This window comes from Aeromonas sp. 95A, from assembly GCF_051919235.1.
In the GTDB taxonomy this organism is placed as follows: Bacteria; Pseudomonadota; Gammaproteobacteria; order Enterobacterales; family Aeromonadaceae; genus Aeromonas; species Aeromonas veronii.
Genome location: NZ_JBQBFC010000001.1, coordinates 683255 through 696587, shown reverse-complemented (window position 1 = coordinate 696587; position 13333 = coordinate 683255). Strand labels below are relative to the sequence as shown.

Sequence of the window (13333 nt, the reverse complement as noted above, 5' to 3'; positions counted from 1 at the left end):
TTAATTGGCGGGGCTTGGCTATTTGGGGCATTCAGTATCGGGGATTACAGCGCTGGCAGCATTCCAAGGCTGACGCTGATCTGTACGCCAACAATCAGCACCCCCATGGCGGCGGCTACTCCCAGCGCCACTACGCCACCCGGGGCGCGGTAGTGGTGGGCAGGCGCCTGTTTGCGGCTCTGCCATACCAGCGCCACCGGCAGCAGTACCGCGAGGATTGCCAGCGCAATGGCGGCGTAGCCCAGCGCCATGATAAAGCCCTGCGGGAAGTAGAGGGCAAACAGCAATGGCGGCACGAAGGTGATGAGGCCAGTCTGAGTGCGGCCCTGCCAGTTGTCCTTGCGGCGGGTTGCCTTGGCCATAAAGTCGAACAGCCCCAGCGTTACCCCGAGGAAGGAGGTGGCGAGTGCCAGATCGGCAAACAGGTGCATCGCCTGATTAAACGCAGGCCAGCTCACCAGCTTGCCGACGTTGGCCAGCAGGCTGTCCAGCGCGCTGCCGGTTTGCAGCAGGGCTTGCTGGCCGAGCAGACCGAGGATCGCCACCTGCCACAGCACGTAGAGGATCAGCGGCAGGGCTGAGCCCCAGACAAAGACCCGACGCAGCTGTTTTGGGCAGTCACCGAGGTAGAGCATCACGCTCGGAATGGAGCCGTGAAAGCCGAACGAGGTGAAGATGACCGGCAGGCCCGCCAGCAACAGGCCCTGACCCAGCGGCATCGAGAGCAGATGCTGCCCTTCGGTGCGGGGCAACAGCAACGCCAGCACCACCACCATGATCACCAGTTTGACGGTGAACATCAGCCGGTTGAGGTAATCCACCGAGCGGGTGCCGACACAGACCATGCCGCCAAACAGCAGAGTAAAGGCCCAGGCAGCCTGCTCCTGGCTGAGATTCATGCCCGCATCGGCCAGCGCCTGTGCCAGCAGGCTGCTGCCGCCGCTGATGTAGGCGGAGGCCAGCGAGTAGAACAGCATCAGGATACAGAAGGAGGCGATGCGCTTGCCCCAGGGGCCGAGCAGATGATCCGCCAGCTGGTGCAGGTACCACTTGCCGGTGTTGAGGCTTGCCTCTACTTGCAGCATGGCGGTGAAAGCCATCAGGGCCCAGAGGCCGACCATCAACATCAGGGTGGCGGGGCCGCCGAGGGAGGAGGAGGCCAGCGGCAGGGCCAGCATGCCGGCACCTATGGTGGTGCCGGCAATCAACAGGGTACAACCCAGAGTTTTGGTATTCATGTTATCCATCCGAACGTAGCGGTGTCAGTACAAACAGGCGATGTCAGCAGTGACGTCAACAAGAGGGGAGTAATTGGCGTTATCAGAAGGTGCCTCCGGTGATAGGGCCGGAGGCTAGCAATATCGGAACGGGAACATCTGTACCTAAAACCTGTCAGTTGTAAAAGATGGTTGCCACGTTAGCGGATCAAAATAGCGGAAACAACCTCTTTTATACGGATCTTGTGCTGGCTTGTGGCAACAAGTGGAAATAAATGATGACAGTGATGGCTGATTGCAGAAAAAAGCACCGAAAAAATGACTGGCAGGGGCTCATTGATACGGGTCAGCCAAGTGGTTGCAGCACGGATGGGGGAGTGCCTTGGCGTGGCGTTGGCGTTTAGTTGCGGGGTGAAAGGAGTGTGGAGGCCGGTTGTTTAGTCGGCCAGACGGTAGAGAAAGCAAAGCGGGCGGGTAGGGTTGTGGGGAAAAAAATAAGGCTGCCGATGCTGGCAGCCTTATTGTCATCTGCTTTCTTTACCCACCCATTGACAGCAAATCGGGTCTGCTTCGAGCAGGTTAGCGACGGCGCTTGAGGGTGCGGCTCACATAGTGCAGCCCGCTCTGGTAGTTGCCGTTCACCGCCTTGAGCGCCAGATCCAGCGCCTGGCTCGCCAGCGCGTCGTGCTGCTGGGGCAGGGAGTTGATGCCAAAGGGGAGGAAGTCAAGCAGGCGATCGTCCCCGAAGGTGGCCATGGCGAGCTGGCTCATATCGATCTCTTGCTCCAACAGGTAGTCGAGTACCCCCTCCATCAGGATATAGGAAGTAGTGATCAGCGCTTCGGGCAGCTGACCCAGCTGCTGGTGCAGATCTTTGATCAGGCGATACCCCTCAAGACGGGAGAAGTGATCCCCCTCGCACAGGTGGCGAGCCGCGCTGTGACTGGCGACCGCCTGCTCGAAACCGGCTTTTCGCTCCTGACTGATCGTGAGTGCCGGCAGCGCGGTGATCAAGGCGATATGGCGCAGAGTCGGGGTGAGCAGGGAGCTGGTGAGATCAAAGCTCGCTTTCTCGTTTTCACTGGCGACGGTGACGAACTTGTCGGCGGCCATCGCCCGGTCGATGGCGAGGATCTGGCTGCCTTGCGCCTGCAATTTGCCGTAGAAGGGGTCGTCTGGGGGCAGGCAACTGGCCACCAGCAGGGCGTCCACATGGCGGCTCACCAGCATCTGGGCCAGCTCTTTTTCTGTGGCGGGCTCATCTTCCGAGCAGACAATGAGCAGCTGATAGCCCTGCGCCCGAGCCCCCTGTTCCAGCCGTTTGGCGAGCTTGGCGTAACTGGCGTTCTCAAGGTCGGGCAGGATAAAGCCGAGGGTCTTGGTCTGGCCGCCGCGCAGGGAGGCGGCGCGGCTGTCCGGCTGGTAGTTATGGGCGGTGACCACGGCCATCACCTTGTCGCGGGTGGCCTGGCTGATGCGGTATTGGTCGGCCTTGCCATTGATCACATAGCTTGCCGTGGTGCGCGAGACACCGGCGAGGGCGGCGATTTCATCCAGTTTCATCATATTGGCTCTGTTTGAGTTGCAAGGCCCACGGTCACTGCCGGGTGAGGGCACCGAAAAGTGTGCGCGGGATCATATCATTGAAAAGCACTCTTTGTGGGTACTTGATCAATTCGCTGAAACGATTCAGTCTGAGTGTAAGTGAAACGATTCAGCCTGTCAGCAACGAAGAGACCCAGTAGCCTGAAAATCGGGCTCCGATCACAGTGAACCGTGTTCGGGTCTATTGTCAGCTGGCGAGTTATCCGAATGTTCAATTGTGACGTACCGGCGCGGCCGGAACCTGATGGAGAGTCTCTATGTTGAAGTTGGCGCGAGAGCAGATCTTGCTGGGGCAGTCGGTGGCGACCAAGTCGGACGCCATTGCCCTGCTGGCAGGCAAACTGACCGAAGCCGGTCTGGTGGAAGCGGGCTATGTGGATGGGATGCTGGCCCGTGAAGCGCAGCATGCCACCTATCTTGGCAGCGGCATCGCCATTCCCCACGGCACCACCGATACCCGTCATCTGGTGAAGAGCACCGGCGTCATGGTGGCCCAATTCCCTCATGGCATCGAGTGGGACGAGGGGCAGATCGCCTACGTCGCCATCGGTATCGCCGCCAAGTCCGACGAGCATCTGGGCATTTTGCGCCAGCTCACCCATGTGCTGGGTGATGAGCAGGCGGCAGCCCAGCTCAAAGAGGCCACCGATGCCGACACCATCATCAATATCCTGACCGGCGCCACTGCCGCCAAAGAGGTGCAATACCTGACCCTGGCCGACTTCCCGGCCGATGATCGCGACCAGCTGCTGCTGGGCGCCGCTGCCCGCGCCAAGTCCGCCGGTTGGGGCGATGCCGCCATGGTGAGCGCCCTGCTGGCAAGCGAACCTGCCTATCTGGGCGAGGGCATCTGGCTGGCCCGGGCGCAAGCGGCTCAGACCGGGTGGGTGCTGGCCACCCCGAGTAGCGCCCTCACGGCAGAGGAGCTGTCGGTCAGCGCCATGCTGCTGCTGTGCGCCGCAGATAGCGGCCATCTGCCGCAGCTGGAGAATCTGGCCAAACTGGCGGCTGCCGGTCAGCTGGCGACGCTGGCGGGCAGCGAGGGACTGGCCATGCTGCAAGCGGGCCCCGCGAGCGGTCTTTCCGAAACCTTCACCATCATCAACCCTCACGGCCTGCATGCCCGTCCCGGCGCCATGCTGGTCAAGGTGGCCAAAGAGTTTGCATCCGACATCCGGGTGGCCAATCTGGATGGCAGCGGCGAAGCGGTTTCCGCCAAGAGCCTGATGAAGGTGATCGGCCTTGGGGTCAAGTGCGGTCACCGTCTGGCATTTCGCGCCGAAGGGGCAGATGCCGAAGCGGCTCTCAAGGGGATCGGTGAGGCCATTGCCGCTGGTCTCGGCGAGGGGGCGCATTGATGAAGATTGTCACCATTACCCTTAACCCTGCCCTTGATCTCACTACTCGCCTTGAGGCAATGAGCCTGGGCGAGGTCAATCTGGTGAGTGAGGCCAACCTGCGTGCGGCGGGCAAAGGGATCAACGTCGCCATGGTGCTCAAGGATCTGGGCCGCGACGTAGGCGTCACCGGCTGGCTGGGCGCTGACAATGAACAGAGTTTTGTCTCCCTGTTTGCAGAGCGGGCGCTGGATGATCACTTTGTCCGTGTCGCGGGCAGCACCCGCATCAACGTCAAGATCTCCGAGCAATCCGGTCGGGTCACCGATCTCAACTTGCCGGGGCTCACCATCCATGAAAGGGAAGTGAGCGCGCTGGAGCAGGCCATCGACCAATTGGCTGAGCATGCAGAGTGGTTTGTGCTGGCTGGTAGTCTGCCCAAAGGGGTGGCCTCCGATTACTGCGCCCATCTGATCCGTCTGCTCAAGGCCAAGGGCAAGCAGGTGATCTTCGATTGCAGCGGCGCGGCCTTAAGCGAAGGTATCAAGGCTGCGCCGACCCTGGTCAAACCCAATCTGGAGGAGCTGAGCCAGTGGGCGGGCCGCCCCATCAAGACCCTGAGCGAGCAGGCCGAGTGTGCCCGCGCGCTGCAGGCAAGCGGGATCCCCAACGTGGTGATCTCCAACGGCGCCGATGGCCTCATCTGGTTTGCCCCGGATGCCGTCTGGCAAGCCATTCCGCCGCGGATGCAGGTGGTCAGCACGGTCGGTGCTGGCGATTCCCTGGTGGCCGGTCTTGCCCATGGTCTGAGCCTTGGCTGGGCGCCGGAGCAGACCCTGCGGCTGGCCACTGCCGTCTCGGCACTGGCGGTCAGTCAGGTGGCGGTCGGCTTTGACGATATCAATGTGCTCAACCCTTTACTTGAACAGGTGCGCGTAGAGCGTCTGGATGAGCTGGCACCTGTTCAATGCAATACCCCCTCAATGGAAAACTCAGGAGATGCCCAATGAAAGCAATCTTGGTTACGGCTTGCCCGGCGGGCATTGCCACCAGCTTTCTCGCTGCAAAACGGATAGAACAGCAGGCCAAACTGGCTGGCTGGGAACTCACCCTCGACGTCGGCTCCAGTGTGCAGCCCCGCCAAGTACCGAGCAAGGAGCAGATTGCCGCCGCCGATTTGGTGCTGGTTGTCGCCAGTGCCCCGGTGGATCTCGCCGCCTATGATGGCAAGCGAGTCTATCAGGGCAGCATGGATCTCGCCCTGCAGGATCCCGCTGCCTTGCTGGAAGCCGCAACCAGCGGTGCCAGCGTCTATCGTCATCAAGCCGCCTCCGCCGTTGCCAATGCTGCCGCCAAACCGACCGCCGCAGGCAAGCGCATCGTGGCGGTGACAGCGTGCCCGACTGGCGTTGCCCACACCTTTATGTCGGCAGAAGCGCTGGAGACTATGGCCAAACAGCTGGGTTATCAGATCCGCGTTGAGACCCAAGGCTCGGTCGGTGCCCAGAATGCCCTGACTGCCGAGGAGATTGCATCTGCCGATCTGGTATTCCTCGCCACCGATATCGAAGTGGACATGGCGCGCTTTGACGGCAAGCCGGTCTATCGCACCAGCACGGGCGCTGCGCTGAAGAAAACCCGCGCCGAACTCGACAAGGCGTGGATCGAGGCGAAAACCTATCGCCACAGCGGTGCCAGCCAGCCCAAGAAAGAGGAAAAAGCCGGCCCCTACAAGCATCTGCTGACCGGTGTCTCCTTCATGCTGCCCATGGTGGTGGCGGGCGGTCTTACCATCGCGCTCTCGTTTGTGTTCGGTATCGAAGCGTTCAAGGTGGAAGGCTCTCTGGCCGCCGCGCTGATGAAGATCGGTGGTGGCTCTGCCTTTGCCCTGATGATCCCGGTGCTGGCCGGTTACATTGCCTACTCCATCGCTGACCGCCCGGGTCTCGCCCCCGGCATGATCGGCGGTATGCTGGCAAGCTCGCTGGGCGCCGGTTTCCTTGGCGGCATCGTGGCCGGTTTCCTGGCCGGTTACAGTGCCAAGTACCTGAGCGACAAGGTGCGCCTGCCGACCACTCTGGAAGCGCTCAAGCCCATCCTGATCATTCCGCTCTTTGCCAGCCTCTTTACCGGCCTGGTGATGATCTATGTGGTGGGTGGCCCGGTGGCCGGCATCATGAATGCCATGACCGAGTTCCTCAACAACATGGGCTCTGCCAACGCCGTGCTGCTGGGTGTGATCATCGGAGCCATGATGTGCTTTGACATGGGCGGCCCGGTCAACAAGGCGGCCTACGCCTTCGGGGTCGGCCTGCTGGCCTCCAAAACATACGCCCCGATGGCCGCCGTGATGGCCGCCGGTATGGTGCCGGCACTGGGCATGGGTATTGCCACCTTCCTGGCCCGTACCAAGTTCATCAAGGCGGAGCAGGAAGCGGGCAAGGCCTCCTTCGTGCTGGGTCTGTGCTTTATCTCCGAGGGGGCCATTCCGTTTGCCGCCAAGGATCCGATGCGGGTTATCCCGGCCTGTATGGTTGGCGGCGCCCTGACCGGTGCGCTCTCCATGCTTTTCGGCTGTGAGCTGATGGCACCCCACGGCGGTCTGTTCGTGCTGTTCATTCCGCACGCCATTAGCAACGTCATGATGTATATCGTGGCGATTGCGGCAGGCTCGCTGCTGACCGGTGTCTCCTACGCCATGCTCAAACGCGGCGAAGAGCAGGCCAAACTGGCCACTGCATAAGCCTTGCCACCCGGCAACATGTCATAACCAAGAGCGGCCTGCGGGCCGCTTTTTTATTGCCGGATACAGGGAAAAATGCAGGCGTTGTTTTGCTTGTGGTTAATAGATTAACCCTCTAGCGTGAGGTGCTTGGGGCGCACCTGCGCCCGCTGATAACCCGATACCCAGGAGCAGATGATGACACCCATGATCCCCCCCATGCTCAATTTTGCGACCGGCAAGATCGGTGGCGCAGAACTGGTTGAGAAGAGCACCACCCTGGCTGACTTGCAGGGGCTTTTTGCCGACCCGCACGCCGAGGCCGCGCTCTCGCCCGAGACCCTGCTCTATCGGGTCGCCATGCTGCCCGGCAATGGTGGCGAGGGGGATCTCAACATGGGCGTCACCCATCTTGAGGCCGGCAGGATAGGGAGCGAGTTTTTTATGACCCGCGGTCATATCCATGCTCGCGCCGAGCAGGCCGAATACTACTTCGGGTTGTGCGGAAGGGGGCTATTGCTGTTGCAGGATATGGCTGGCGTCTGTCGGCTGGAGCAGGTCTTTCCCGGCAGCGTTCACCATATTCCGGGCCATGTGGCCCATCGACTCGTCAACACCGGCGAGACGCAGCTCTCAGCGCTGGCGGTCTGGTCTGCTGTCGCAGGTCACGACTACAAAGCGATGGGCACGCGCGGTTTTGCTGTTCGGGTGCTGGCCGGAGAAGATGGTACGCCCCACCTTGTGACCAGCGATCAGCAAGGGATATAAATCGGAGCTGGCGGCGGCCCGCTAGGGGCTGCCGCAAGATTGGCGCACCACCAGAGTAGGAGGCAGAATGATGCTTTTGGCCGGCTCGTCGTTGCCGGCCATCCGCTCAAGCAGCAGCTCGCCCGCCTTGCGGCCGATCTCCCGCGCAGCCACCGAGACGGTGGTGAGCGCCGGTTCGACCAGCGCTGTCTCCGGCAGATCGTCAAAGCCCACCAGTGCAAAGTTCTGGCCGATGAGCCGCCCCTGCTTGCGCAGCGCCAGCATGGCGCCGAGCGCCACCACATCCTGATAGCAGACCGCTGCCGTCACCTCGGGGTGCTGCTCCAGCAGCGCCGTCGTGGCGCGGGTGCCCTCTACCCGGCTGGCGCCGCAGCTGATGATCCACTCCGGTTTGGCAGTGATACCGTGTTCGAGCAGCTTGCTCATATAACCACCGAGGCGTTGGGATCGGCTGATGGAGGTGGGGGAGCCCCCAACAAAGGCGATATGACGGTGGCCGAGTTTCAGCAGGTGCTCGGTCGCGAGCTGACAGCCCAGAAAGTTGTCGGTGCCGACAAAGTCTATCGCTACATTCGGCACCGGTCGCACCACCAGAATGGTGGGCATATGGCGACGTTGCAGGCTCTCGAAAAAGCTGTGGGGCGTAGGCTGGGCTGCGCAGATCACCATGCCGGCGGCGCTGTTGCGTTGCAGCGAATCCATAAACTGCTGCTGCCTTGTCGCCGACTCCTCGCTGTTGGCGAGAAACAGCATCAGGTCGTGGTGTTCCATCTCCCGGCTCAGGCCCGCTGTCATCTCTGCATAGAAGGGGTTGGTAATGTCGTGCAGCAACAGGCCAACCTGATTGCTGCTCTTGTTGCGCAGGTTAGCGGCAGTCTGGTTGTAAACATAGCCGAGCTCGTCGATGGCCTTGAGTACCCGCTGGCGAGTGTGGTCGGAAATGCGTCCCTTGTTGCGCAGGGTCATGGAGACGGTGGCGGTGGAAACGCCCAAGTGGCGGGCAATATCTGCAACAGTCACATTGCTCATGGTGTGGGTCCAGTCATGATCGTGCCATCAAGATATATCGATTAATCTGTATTTCGGATGAGAGAAGGTTGCAAGTGAGCGGTTGATCACGAATTTCACCGCCCATGCCGATGATATATCCCAATGTTTGAGGTTAATCGTGTTTATCAGGTTGTGGTTAACGGGTTAATCGATTTATCTCTGTCGTAGGTGTCAACGAGAGAACAAGCCAATGATTCATTCGAGTTACGTTTCCAACTACGACAAATATCCAGAAGTGACCGTTGTTGGATATGAGCGGGCCGCCTGTGCGGGATGGGATGAGATTGCCCATCAGTTGCAAGCCAAAGTGAACGGGCAAGACAAGGCGAAAGTGGTACTGGTGATCGACTGCTATCACGGTGTGGATCAGACCGAGCTACGCACCCAGCTGCTGACCAGATTCGGGCCTCACACGCTCATTGATGTGGAACAGGCGCGCCTGCCCGAACCCAAAGTGCTGGCGATGCTGGATCGCTTCATCACCGATGACAGGGTCTTTGGCGTGCTGGCACCCCACAAGATGGTAGAGTTTTTTGACCCGGTCGCCTTGGCGCGCCTGCAACAGCAGGTCGCAGAGATAGCCGAAGGTCTGGTGGTGGTGATGGGCAGCGGCGCTTCGTTGGTGGCGAAAGGGGATGTGCGGGTCTATGCCGATCTTGCCCGCTGGGAGATCCAGCAGCGTCTGCGCCGTAAAGAGATTGGCAACTGGGGCGCTGATAACACCGAAGAGGACATATTGCGCCGCTACAAGCGCGCCTTCTTCATAGAATGGCGGGTGTTTGACCGTCATAAACTGGCCCAGCTGCACACCATCGATTTCCTGCTCGACACCAATACGAGGGGCAAGCCGACCATGGTAACGGGGGCGGCACTGCAACAAGGGTTGCATCAGGCGGCGCGCCAGCCGTTCCGGGTTGTTCCCTTCTTCGATCCTGGGGTCTGGGGCGGGCAGTGGATGAAGCAGGTGTGTGATCTGGACCCGGCCCAACCCAACTACGCCTGGTGCTTTGATTGTGTGCCCGAGGAGAACAGCCTCTACTTGCGCTTTGGCGAGGTGCGGGTAGAGATCCCGTCGCAAAACCTGGTGCTGTGCCAGCCAAAAGCTCTGCTGGGGGAGCGGGTACACGCCCGCTTTGGCGCCGAGTTCCCGATCAGGTTCGATTTTCTCGATACGGTGGGGGGGCAGCCGCTCAGTTTGCAGGTGCATCCGCTGACCGAATACATCCAGCAGGAGTTCGGCATGCACTACACCCAGGACGAGAGCTACTACCTGCTCGATGCCAAGCCGGACTCCTGCGTCTACCTCGGCACCCGCAACGGTATCGACTCTCAGGCGATGCTGGCGGAGCTAGCTGCCGCCCAGCGTGGTGAGAAGCCCTTCGACGACGAGCGCTTCATCAACCGCTTCCCAGCCCGCAAGCATGACCACTTCCTGATCCCGGCTGGAACCGTTCACTGCTCGGGAGAGGGGGCCATGGTGCTCGAGATCAGCGCCACCCCCTACATTTTCACCTTCAAACTGTGGGACTGGGGCCGGGTCGGGCTCGACGGCATTCCGCGCCCCATCCATCTGGAGCATGGCAGCAAGGTGATCCAGTGGGATCGGGATACCGACTGGACCGAGCGAAATTTGGTCAATTGCATTGAGCCCATCGCCGAAGGGGAAGGGTGGCGTGAAGAGCGCACCGGACTGCATGAGCGTGAATTTATCGAGACTCGTCGCCACTGGTTCAGCGTGCCGGTAGAGCACGACACCGGCGGCACTGTACAAGTGCTCAACTTGATAGAGGGTCGGGAGGCAACGGTAGATAGCCCCGACAACGCCTTCGCCCCCTTCGTGGTGCACTATGCCGAGACCTTCATCGTACCGGCGTCGGTAGGGCGCTATCGTATCCGCCCGAGTGGCGAGAGTGAAGGGCAGACCATTGCCACCATCAAAGCCTTTGTGAGGGGGTAACCGGAGATGCTGAGGATCCTTATCGCAACCCATGGTTCACTGGCGCCGGCCCTGCTGGCCAGCGCCAATATGGTCTACGGCGAGTTGCCCGCCGTAGCCACAGTTTCTCTGACCGAAGAGGGAGGAATAGAGGCGTTTCGCGCCGAGTTTGAACAGACCCTGCGCCGTCATGGCGCCGGGGCTGACGGGGTGTTGGTGCTGTGCGACATGGAGTGCGGCACCCCCTACAACGTGGCATGCCGCTTTGCATTTGATTCCGCATGGCCGCAGCCGGTAGCCGTGGTGACCGGGGTTAATTTTCCCATGCTGCTGATGAGTGCCGACTGGCTTGCTGCGACCGATGTACACGAGGCGGCCCGCCAGTTGCTGGCCCAGGCACTGGAATCCATGGTGATCGCGGCCCCGGCGGCACACCAGCAAGATGACAACTTCTAGGAGAGCGAGATGGCGATTTCATTTGTACGCATTGATGATCGGGTGATCCACGGTCAGTTGGTGACCCGCTGGGCCAGAGAGCTTCCTTGTGACGGTATCGTCGCGATCGATGATGAGGTGGCGGCCGATCCGCTGCTCTCTCAGGTGATGACGGGGGCTGTGTCGGACACCAAGGTGTGGCTGTTTGATGTGGCAACCGCCATTACCAAGTTGCCCAAGGTGATCGCCAGTGATAAGCGCTACTTCGTGATTGGCAAGTCGCCGGTCACCCTGCAGCGCCTGTGCGCCGCCGGGATCTCCCTGGATAATCTCAACGGCAAGATCAACGTCGGGCCCATGAGTGCCCGCGAGCAGACTACCACCATAGGCCCCAACCAGTCGGTGACGGCGCAGGAGATCGCCGCCTTTGATTACTTGGCCAACCTTGGTCACGAGATCGACTTTCGGCTGGTACCGGATGCCAGTCATTACAGCTGGGCAGATGCCCAGAAAAAGCTGAAATAGGGAGCAGAGATCATGTTTCTGGAAGCAACACTCATCGGGATACTCTGCTATCTCGGTGCCCTCAGCAGCCCCTGGCTGCTGGGCTTGACCGGTGGCTGGTACACCATTACCCGCCCGTTGGTATCGGGCATGCTGGTCGGTGCCATTCTGGGGGATATTCAGACCGGTATCCTGATCGGGGTGGCGGTGCAGGCAGTCTATATCGCCATGGTGACGCCGGGCGGTTCCATGCCGGCGGATCTCAACTTCGTCGCCTTTCCGGCCATTGCGCTGGGCATCATGTCGGGCAAGGAGCCGTCGGTTGCCGTGGCGATTGCCGCCACCATCGGCATCGCCGGGACCATCCTCTTCAACTTCATGATGGTGTTCAACTCCTACTGGAACCACAGGGCCGATGTGGCGCTGGAGCAGGGCGATGAACAGGGGGTTTACCTCAACAGCGCCATCTTCCCGCAGGCCAGCAACTTTGTGCTGCGTTTCGTGCCGACTTTCATTGCCGTCTACTTCGGTAACCAGTACATCGAAGGGTTCATGAACAGCCTGCCGGAGCTGGTGATCCGTACCATGACGGTGGTGGGCGGCATTCTGCCTGCAGTCGGCATTGCCATCTTGCTCAAGCAGATCATCAAACAGAACAGCATGCTGATCTACTTCCTGGTGGGTTTTGTCGGCATCGTTTTTCTCAAGCTCAACATGGTGGGGCTGGTGATGATTGGGGCCCTGCTGGCGCTCATTCACTATAACTACAAGCCGGAACCACGCCCTGCAGTCGCTGCCCGTGCTGCCACCCAAACCGATGATGAGGATGAATTCTGATGAACACAGAGCTGCAATCAGGGGAACTGGCGGCCAAGCAGCCGGTTGCTCTTACCTCACGGGATCTGCGTGCCTGCTGGCGTTCGTGGATGATGTACAACCTCTCCTCAATGAGCTTCGAGCGACTCGAATCGTTCGGATTTTGCCTCGGCATGATGCCGGCGCTCAAGAAGCTCTATCCCGGCAAGGCTGAACGGATGGAGGCGATGAAACGCCATGCCTCCTTCTACAACACCGAGCCCCAGATCGGCGCCATTATCAACGGGCTGGCAGTCGGGCTTGAAGAGAAGCGGGCCAATGGCGAGAAGATCGACGGTGAGACCATCAATACCCTCAAGGTTGGCCTGATGGGCCCCATCGCTGGCATAGGTGATTCCATGATCCCCGGTATGCTGGTGCCCATTCTGCTCAGTATCGGTATGGCGCTGGCGGCAGGGGGGAGTGTGCTGGGGCCGCTGTTTTACGTCATCAGCTTCAACGCCATCGCCATTACTGGCTCCTACATGCTGTTTATGAAGGGCTACAAGCTGGGCACTGGTTCGGTGGAGTCTCTGGTCAGTTCCGAGTCGGCCAAGCTGCGCGAGGCGCTCTCCCTGCTCGGGGTCTTTGTGATGGGCGGGGTAGCGGCCAGTTATGTCAACCTCTCCACCGGGCTCGATTTTGTCACCTCGGACGGGGTCAATATCCAGGTTCAGAGCATGCTGGATGGCATCTTCCCCAAACTGATGCCGCTGGTGGTGGTGCTGGGTACCTGGTATCTGATGGCCAAGCGCAACGTTTCGCCGGTCAAAGCGATGCTCGGGCTGTTGGTGCTGGCCTTTTTCGGGGTCGCCATCGGTCTGTTCTGATGGGGTCAAGGCCATTTGGTCAACAATGGGAGAGCTTGGCTCTCCCTTTTTATCGCCGTTGCGAGAGGTAATTC

General features: G+C 60.4%; 12 protein-coding genes. 9 read left to right on the top strand and 3 right to left on the bottom strand.

The window, feature by feature from the left end; all coding sequences use genetic code 11:
* Nucleotides 1-44: 44 nt before the first annotated feature.
* Together ACTG2U_RS03135 and cra are read right to left on the bottom strand one after the other, a co-directional pair.
* On the bottom strand, nucleotides 45-1238 hold the full coding sequence (locus tag ACTG2U_RS03135; protein WP_421299708.1) for an aromatic amino acid transport family protein: 1194 nt from the start codon (nucleotides 1236-1238) through the stop codon (nucleotides 45-47).
* Nucleotides 1239-1796: 558 nt separating this feature from the next.
* Nucleotides 1797-2783 (bottom strand): catabolite repressor/activator, encoded by a 987-nt coding sequence (gene cra, locus ACTG2U_RS03130; protein WP_439974013.1) that lies wholly within the window; start codon nucleotides 2781-2783, stop codon nucleotides 1797-1799.
* Between the two features lie 296 nt (nucleotides 2784-3079).
* Here cra and fruB point away from each other — a divergent pair, with 296 nt between their 5' ends.
* The 4 genes from fruB to ACTG2U_RS03110 all read left to right on the top strand — a co-directional run bounded on the left by fruB (nucleotide 3080) and on the right by ACTG2U_RS03110 (nucleotide 7649).
* Nucleotides 3080-4180, top strand: coding sequence for a fused PTS fructose transporter subunit IIA/HPr protein (gene fruB / locus ACTG2U_RS03125; RefSeq protein ID WP_439974012.1), 1101 nt, complete (start codon nucleotides 3080-3082; stop codon nucleotides 4178-4180).
* Complete coding sequence (gene pfkB, locus ACTG2U_RS03120; protein WP_439974011.1) at nucleotides 4180-5169, top strand: 1-phosphofructokinase; 990 nt, start codon at nucleotides 4180-4182, stop codon at nucleotides 5167-5169. The genes fruB and pfkB overlap by 1 nt, the downstream gene beginning before the upstream one ends.
* Entirely contained in the window at nucleotides 5166-6902 is a 1737-nt protein-coding gene (fruA, locus tag ACTG2U_RS03115) for a PTS fructose transporter subunit IIBC (RefSeq protein WP_439974010.1), read from the top strand. The genes pfkB and fruA overlap by 4 nt, the downstream gene beginning before the upstream one ends.
* Before the next feature lie 174 nt (nucleotides 6903-7076).
* Nucleotides 7077-7649, top strand: a complete 573-nt coding sequence (locus ACTG2U_RS03110; RefSeq protein ID WP_335812465.1) for a glucose-6-phosphate isomerase family protein — start codon at nucleotides 7077-7079, stop codon at nucleotides 7647-7649.
* Between the two features lie 21 nt (nucleotides 7650-7670).
* On the opposite strand, the gene ACTG2U_RS03105 is transcribed toward ACTG2U_RS03110, so the two are convergent.
* Entirely contained in the window at nucleotides 7671-8678 is a 1008-nt protein-coding gene (locus ACTG2U_RS03105; RefSeq protein WP_335812466.1) for a LacI family DNA-binding transcriptional regulator, read from the bottom strand.
* A 211-nt stretch (nucleotides 8679-8889) separates the two neighbouring features.
* Between ACTG2U_RS03105 and ACTG2U_RS03100 the strand changes: the two genes are divergently transcribed.
* Genes ACTG2U_RS03100 through ACTG2U_RS03080 form a run of 5 tightly spaced genes read left to right on the top strand, consistent with a single transcriptional unit; the run spans nucleotide 8890 to nucleotide 13259 of the window.
* Nucleotides 8890-10656, top strand: a complete 1767-nt coding sequence (locus ACTG2U_RS03100) for a class I mannose-6-phosphate isomerase (RefSeq protein WP_429012285.1) — start codon at nucleotides 8890-8892, stop codon at nucleotides 10654-10656.
* Between the two features lie 6 nt (nucleotides 10657-10662).
* Entirely contained in the window at nucleotides 10663-11091 is a 429-nt protein-coding gene (locus ACTG2U_RS03095; protein WP_064337979.1) for a PTS sugar transporter subunit IIA, read from the top strand.
* Nucleotides 11092-11100: 9 nt separating this feature from the next.
* Nucleotides 11101-11595, top strand: coding sequence for a PTS system mannose/fructose/N-acetylgalactosamine-transporter subunit IIB (locus ACTG2U_RS03090; protein WP_064341276.1), 495 nt, complete (start codon nucleotides 11101-11103; stop codon nucleotides 11593-11595).
* 12 nt (nucleotides 11596-11607) lie between these two features.
* Entirely contained in the window at nucleotides 11608-12411 is an 804-nt protein-coding gene (locus ACTG2U_RS03085; protein WP_064337977.1) for a PTS mannose/fructose/sorbose/N-acetylgalactosamine transporter subunit IIC, read from the top strand.
* Nucleotides 12411-13259 carry a PTS system mannose/fructose/sorbose family transporter subunit IID gene (locus ACTG2U_RS03080; RefSeq protein ID WP_236271419.1) on the top strand — a complete coding sequence of 283 codons (849 nt, stop codon included), beginning with the start codon at nucleotides 12411-12413 and terminating at the stop codon, nucleotides 13257-13259. Before ACTG2U_RS03085 ends, ACTG2U_RS03080 begins: the two co-directional genes overlap by 1 nt.
* Nucleotides 13260-13333: the final 74 nt, after the last annotated feature.